Below are 6,366 nucleotides of genomic sequence, written 5' to 3' on the forward strand. Positions count from 1 at the left end.
AATAACAATAAAAAATAGAAATAAATAATAATCTATAGCAATGATCAATAAACGCATCCTTATCAAAAACCTTCTCGCTCACAATGACGAGAGCAGTTTTTATGATAAAAAGCGTCAGTTGAATTTGCATACCCGAGAAGGAAAAGCGAAGTTTTTAAAACACATTTGTGCCTTGTCAAATTCGAATCCTGCGAATAATTCGTATATAGTTGTAGGGGTCGAAGATCATGATAATGCCATTGTAGGCGACGATTTTTTTGACGACAGTCGGATTCAGAATTTAGTGAATGCTTTTCTGGGAAATCCTCCTAAAATTCAGTACGAAAATGTGCCTTTCCCAAACTTGCCTAAAGATAAAGTCATTGGATTGGTAACGATAAAGCCAAAAAGTAAAACTTCCTATTTCAAAAAAGGAATTCACACTATTCCTGCCCATTCCGTTTTTATACGACGTGGCAGTAATACAATGCCGGTGGAAGGAGAGATTGAAAAGAATTACCAAAACACGGAAACCGTTATCGGTATCGAAAACAATTCCAGAAACAGCATCGAATACACACTTGATAGCGTTATTGATTTTATGAATTTCCGGCACAAAGACATGTCGCCAAAATACAAAGTCTTCAAGGAATTATTCGTGATTTGCTGGGCGGGAATTGCCAAAAAATCACGTGACAAAACGTATTTATCCCGTGTCGACATTGAACTTATAAATGAACAAATCAAACTATTCTATTCGGCTCAGGACGTGGTGGAAATTATTTATGATGAAGATACTTTCACGATTATAGAATATGTTCCTTTGGGTTTGAACGACAAAACAAGTTATTATCCTTTAGAGAAACAAACCATTCATTTTCACGATAATGGTTATTACAAAATCGAGAGAGAAATGCTTTTTCAGCCGCCGGAATTCAACAAAAAAATGTTGTTTCATATTTACAATTCTAATATTACTTTGCTAAATAAACTCCAAAAAGGACTTTCATTATCAGAACGGGAACACAAAGATTTAGAGAATTTACCTTCAACCTTTATGATTTGTTACCTCAATGGTTTTGAAGAAGCGAGACAAAAATTAATTGATGCCAAACCGCTTTTGAAGCCGTTTAACCAAGTCTATTTATCCTTTAAAGAAGCTTTGCGGATTTTGAGAAAAATGAAATATGATGTGCAATAATTCATTCTTTTTAATCCATTTCTGAAGAATCTTCTTTTTGAAATAAATACTTCCCAATACTTATTTTCCGCTATTTTTGTAAAAGAACAAATTGAGACTACAAGAAATGAGAACACTCGTCATAGGAGATATACACGGCGGCTTACACGCGCTACACCAAATAATGGAAAGAGCAGCGGTTACTGAAAAAGACACCTTGATTTTTCTGGGAGATTATGTAGATGGCTGGAGCCAATCCCCTCATGTGATTGACTTTTTAATTGAATTAAATAAAACACACAACTGCGTTTTTATTCGTGGGAATCATGATGAATTGTTGCGTACCTGGCTTGATGAAAGCAAAGACAATCTTCTATGGTATAAACACGGAGGCGAAGCTACTGTTCTTGCTTATGCTGATGTAAGTGCGGCAACCAAACTAAAACATATTGAATTCCTGCATGCTTTAGCAGATTACCATCTGGACGAGGACAACCGTTTGTTTATCCATGCTGGCTTCACCAATATGAACGGAATTGACTTTGAATATTTTCCAAAACTTTTCTACTGGGACAGAACGCTATGGGAAACTGCCTTGGCTTTAGATAAAAATATGAAAATTGATGATCTGTTATATCCCAAACGATTTACATTATATAAAGAGATTTATATAGGCCACACTCCGGTCACCAGAATTGGCCAAACTATTCCCGTTCAAATGGCTTGCGTTTGGAATATGGATACAGGCGCCGCTTTTAAAGGTCCATTAACGATAATGGATGTAAACACAAAAGAATTCTGGCAGAGCGAACCTTTACCTGCTTTATACCCATATGAAAAAGGTAGGAATTAATTTATTTAAACTATTTTTGCCTAAAATTATAAAAGTTCAAGAGTATGAAAAAGTTTATTACATTGTCATTATTATTGGTAGTTGGTTTTGCAAATGCACAAGCTTTCAAAGGAAAAGGAGATGTTAAATTTAATATTGGTGCAAACATTCAAAACGGTGGATCAGGGATTGGTATCTCTTCTGATTTTGGACTTGGAGAAAACATGTCATACGGTTTTGCCGCTTCTTACCTGCTATCTGCGAGTTCAGATGATTTAGGAAACAAACCAGAATTTGGAGACAGAATTGATGCAAAATTCAGATTCAATGCTAATTTAGGAAATGTCCTTAAATTAGATCCAAAAATGGATGTTTATCCGGGACTTGATTTAGGTTTAAGAAATTTTGGTGCACATTTAGGATTCCGTTATTTCTTTACAGAAGGTTTTGGTGTTTTCACAGAAGCCGGAGTTCCAATTGCAAGTTATAAAACGAACCCAATAGGTTTTGATAGACTAAATAACCAATTTGTATTGAATATTGGAGCTTCTTTCAATTTGTAACATTTGGTTTAAATAGTCAGTAACTATTCTTACTTTACAATAAAAAAAGGCAATTTGAAAATTCAAATTGCCTTTTTTAGTTTATGCTTATCAAGTATTACAAATTAAATTTTATTCCTTGTGCCAATGGCAAACTCGTAGTATAATTATTTGATAATAAATAAATTAGAGACTTGCCTTAACAAAGACTCGTTTTAACACCCCATTTTTCTCAATACCTTGAACAATCAAAACGAACAGCTTACTTGTTTTATGGAAAACACTACAATGAATTAGTTTAATGTGTCCAAGATATAAATCTTCTTTGAAGACTTTTACAGCTTTATTATCATATTGATTATTTGGTTCTAATTCATATCTTAAAACATCTCCAACAGAAACTTTGTCTGAAGGTATTTGACTTTTTAATAAATTAGTTATTTCAGTAACAAAAGATAAATTTTCTACAGGATTAAAATGAGCCAAAAACTCAAAATTGTCTGTTGGCAATAACCCTTGGGTAAAAGCCAACATATAATATTTATCTTCTCTCTTGCTTAAATCAATATTCCAAAAATTATAAAAATCTTGTAAATCAGGTCGCTCACTGCGCATTAATCTTTGGCCAAAAATTTCAATTACATTTTCGGTGTAAATTTTATCTTTACTTGTATCCGGAAAACCTTCATAATGCACAAAACCCAACTTCTTGGCTTCTTCAACGCCATCCTGATTATATTGAAAGCGAATTCCTTCCGAGGCACTTTTTTTAATAGTACCAACAGAAATTCTTCTACTGCCTTTACCTGGTCTCCAGATAAGGTGTATGTTTCCTATTGCTTTCATAAATATTGGATTAATTTTTCAATGCGCAAAGTTACCAATTTAAACATCAATTTTTTTCTTGTTATCGATAATTTAAAGTTAATTAAATCCTTCGGAATATTCTTATCAATATTCTCAATTATCTCCTTTATTACATCGGAGTTATATTTCTCCTTAACTCTACCTATAAACCTTTTCGTTTCTGTCGGATAGTGTTCTAACAGCAATTCTATAAGTTCAAAATGCTTCATTTTTTTAGCATTCCCCTCCCAATGAATCTCAGATTCGCCTTTTCTTACGTATGCTTCTATCATTTGAGAATCACCGAGCATTTTTATAACTCTATCATCTAAATGTTCTCTTCCAAGACAACAGCCACTATCATAAATTGGAGCTAATTGATGTTTAACTTCGAATTTTACAATAAAATTTGGGTTATTTATTATACTTTCAGATTTTATATTTTCGTCAGTAAAAAACTTTCGAGTTAATCTTCTAATTTTTCTGTAGAAACTTCTCTCTTCTACTTTAGAAACAATCTTTTTTTCAGGTTTTTTTTGATGTATTATTTTATGTCTTGTTATTATACCCCAATTCTCTTGGTGCCTATCTGAATTTCCAATTATACTATCGAAAACAATAATTTCTACAATATTTTTGATATATTCATCTAAAGAAAAACTTTTTAAAGCATTACAAATAAATTGAAAGGTGTAGTCCTTTTTATCCATATCTGGATTATATTGGGCATTAAATCCCGTTAAATAAGTTTTCCCTTCTGTCAATTTATTTTTAGCACCAAAAACCATGGATTTTGAAAGACATCCGATTTTTTGTTTGTCTTTACTATCATAAGCAATATTATAATCTAACATTGGAAAACCTAAAAATTGTCCAATTTTAGAAGAAATAATTTCAGACCAAAACTCTGTTGGATAGCGAATTTCTCCTTGAGGCGTTTCTTTTGATCCTTTAAAAAAATACTCTTCATTTGTTTCGGGGTGTAAAGCAATGTATTTACTCCGAGTACCTCCAGTACTATAATGAACATTTTTATACCAATTGGAAATGTCTGTAAATGTTGCTTCTAAATTGGTCATTAATCTTTTTTTGTCTAATTTATAAAAAAACGCTTTATCTAAAATAAGACAAAGCGTTTTTTATAAAATTTATTTTAATCTAAAACCTACAAATCAAATTTTATTCCTTGTGCCAATGGCAAACTTGTCGTATAATTGATTGTATTGGTTTGTCTTCTCATGTAGATTTTCCAAGCATCAGAACCTGATTCTCTTCCTCCACCGGTTTCTTTTTCTCCTCCAAAAGCGCCACCAATCTCCGCGCCGGAAGTTCCAATGTTCACATTTGCAATTCCACAATCAGAACCTACAACAGATAAGAAATGTTCTGCTTCTCTTAAATTGTTAGTCATAATCGCTGAAGACAATCCTTGAGCCACTCCGTTTTGAACATCAACAGCATTTTCAACAGTTCCTGAATATTTTATTAAATATAAAACAGGCGCAAAAGTTTCGTGTTGTACGATTTCGAATGAGTTGTCCGCTTCTGCAATGGCAGGTTTCACGTAACAACCACTCTCGTATCCTTCACCAGAAAGAACGCCACCTTCTACAAGGATTTTTCCACCTTCGGCAACTACTTTTGTCAACGCATTATTGTACATTTCAACAGCATGAGTATCAATTAGCGGTCCAACATGATTGTTTTCGTCCAATGGATTTCCGATACGCAATTGTCCGTAAGCCGATACAACTGCATCTTTTACTTTATCATAAATACTTTCGTGAATAATCAAACGACGCGTTGAAGTACAACGTTGTCCTGCTGTTCCTACGGCTCCAAAAACGGCCCCGATAACAGTCATTTTGATATCAGCATCCGGAGTCACAATGATTGCATTGTTTCCACCCAATTCCAATAATGATTTTCCTAAACGACCTGCAACCGCTTGCGCAACGATTTTCCCCATACGAGTAGATCCTGTAGCAGAAATTAAAGGCACACGTCTATCGTTAGTCAACATTTCTCCCACTTTATAATCACCATTGATTAAACAAGAAATTCCTTCTGGAAGGTTGTTTTCTTTGATTACTTCGGCAATTATGTTTTGACAGGCAATTCCACAAAGTGGTGTTTTTTCTGAAGGTTTCCAAACGCAAACATCTCCACAAATCCAAGCTAATGCTGTATTCCAAGCCCAAACTGCCACTGGAAAGTTGAATGCAGAAATTATTCCCACAATACCCATTGGATGGTATTGCTCATACATTCTGTGTCCTGGACGTTCTGAGTGCATAGTTAATCCGTGCAATTGACGCGAAAGACCCACTGCAAAATCGCAGATATCAATCATTTCCTGAACTTCTCCGTATCCTTCCTGCAATGATTTCCCCATTTCGTAGGAAACCAATTTGCCTAAAGCTTCTTTGTTTTTACGTAATTTATCTCCAAACTGACGCACGATTTCACCACGTTGCGGTGCTGGCATCAATCGGAATGTTTTAAAAGCTTCGGTAGCGGTTTGCATCACTTTTTCGTAATCGGCAGCAGTTGTTGTTTTTACTGATGCGATTAATTTTCCGTCCACTGGAGAATGACTTTCAAGAATTTCTCCGTTTGAAAAATGGTTAACACCTGTTGAAGTTCCTTCGTTTATGGCTTTTACACCCAATTGCGCCAATGCTTCTTTCATTCCAAATTGATCTACTATTGTTATCATTGTAACTTTTTTAATGAAAATTGTTATATTTTTTTGTAAAGATATTATATAAACCTGAAAAACTAACCATTGAATGCAATTTTTTATGTTTTGTGGGGTTTCACAAACATCGCAATGGAGTAACCGAAAGTTTTTTAGCACATCGAATGTTTAGGTACTATCTTGATTACCTAATTTATTTTTGTTAATTTTTATATATTTGTTACACCGAGAGGAAGCTTCTTGCGATTATTCACTGGATGTTTACCTTGTGTAGCCTCAATATTTA

6 protein-coding genes are annotated in these 6,366 nt (G+C 34.0%); 3 read left to right on the forward strand and 3 right to left on the reverse strand.

Going from position 1 to position 6,366, the window contains the following annotated elements:
- The first annotated feature begins 40 nt into the window (after nucleotides 1-40).
- From ACFX5E_RS06325 to ACFX5E_RS06335, 3 genes are all read left to right on the forward strand, one after another.
- Entirely contained in the window at nucleotides 41-1,180 is a 1,140-nt protein-coding gene (locus ACFX5E_RS06325; RefSeq protein WP_379854344.1) for an ATP-binding protein, read from the forward strand.
- Nucleotides 1,181-1,286: 106 nt separating this feature from the next.
- A complete protein-coding gene (locus ACFX5E_RS06330; RefSeq protein ID WP_379854353.1) occupies nucleotides 1,287-2,012 on the forward strand; it encodes a metallophosphoesterase in 726 nt (241 codons plus the stop codon).
- Nucleotides 2,013-2,056: 44 nt separating this feature from the next.
- Nucleotides 2,057-2,554, forward strand: coding sequence for a DUF6646 family protein (locus ACFX5E_RS06335; protein ID WP_379854345.1), 498 nt, complete (start codon nucleotides 2,057-2,059; stop codon nucleotides 2,552-2,554).
- Between the two features lie 165 nt (nucleotides 2,555-2,719).
- Here the strand turns inward: ACFX5E_RS06335 and ACFX5E_RS06340 are convergent, their stop codons facing one another.
- From ACFX5E_RS06340 to amaB, 3 genes are all read right to left on the reverse strand, one after another.
- Nucleotides 2,720-3,379 (reverse strand): hypothetical protein, encoded by a 660-nt coding sequence (locus ACFX5E_RS06340; protein ID WP_379854346.1) that lies wholly within the window; start codon nucleotides 3,377-3,379, stop codon nucleotides 2,720-2,722.
- Nucleotides 3,376-4,458: a HipA domain-containing protein gene (locus ACFX5E_RS06345; protein WP_379854347.1), complete on the reverse strand. Its 1,083-nt coding sequence runs from the start codon at nucleotides 4,456-4,458 to the stop codon at nucleotides 3,376-3,378. The genes ACFX5E_RS06340 and ACFX5E_RS06345 overlap by 4 nt, the downstream gene beginning before the upstream one ends.
- Nucleotides 4,459-4,544: 86 nt before the next feature.
- Nucleotides 4,545-6,098, reverse strand: coding sequence for an L-piperidine-6-carboxylate dehydrogenase (gene amaB / locus ACFX5E_RS06350; protein WP_379854348.1), 1,554 nt, complete (start codon nucleotides 6,096-6,098; stop codon nucleotides 4,545-4,547).
- Nucleotides 6,099-6,366: the final 268 nt, after the last annotated feature.

It is taken from the genome of Flavobacterium xylosi (assembly GCF_042787345.1).
GTDB lineage: Bacteria > Bacteroidota > Bacteroidia > Flavobacteriales > Flavobacteriaceae > Flavobacterium > Flavobacterium xylosi.

What these genes read in the sequence shown, in the direction of transcription:
- ACFX5E_RS06325 (WP_379854344.1), top strand. Translation starts at nt 41, where the DNA reads ATGATCAATAAACGCATCCTTATCAAAAACCTTCTCGCTCACAATGAC.
- ACFX5E_RS06330 (WP_379854353.1), top strand. Translation starts at nt 1,287, where the DNA reads ATGAGAACACTCGTCATAGGAGATATACACGGCGGCTTACACGCGCTA.
- ACFX5E_RS06335 (WP_379854345.1), top strand. Translation starts at nt 2,057, where the DNA reads ATGAAAAAGTTTATTACATTGTCATTATTATTGGTAGTTGGTTTTGCA.
- ACFX5E_RS06340 (WP_379854346.1), bottom strand. Translation starts at nt 3,379, where the DNA reads ATGAAAGCAATAGGAAACATACACCTTATCTGGAGACCAGGTAAAGGC.
- ACFX5E_RS06345 (WP_379854347.1), bottom strand. Translation starts at nt 4,458, where the DNA reads ATGACCAATTTAGAAGCAACATTTACAGACATTTCCAATTGGTATAAA.
- amaB (WP_379854348.1), bottom strand. Translation starts at nt 6,098, where the DNA reads ATGATAACAATAGTAGATCAATTTGGAATGAAAGAAGCATTGGCGCAA.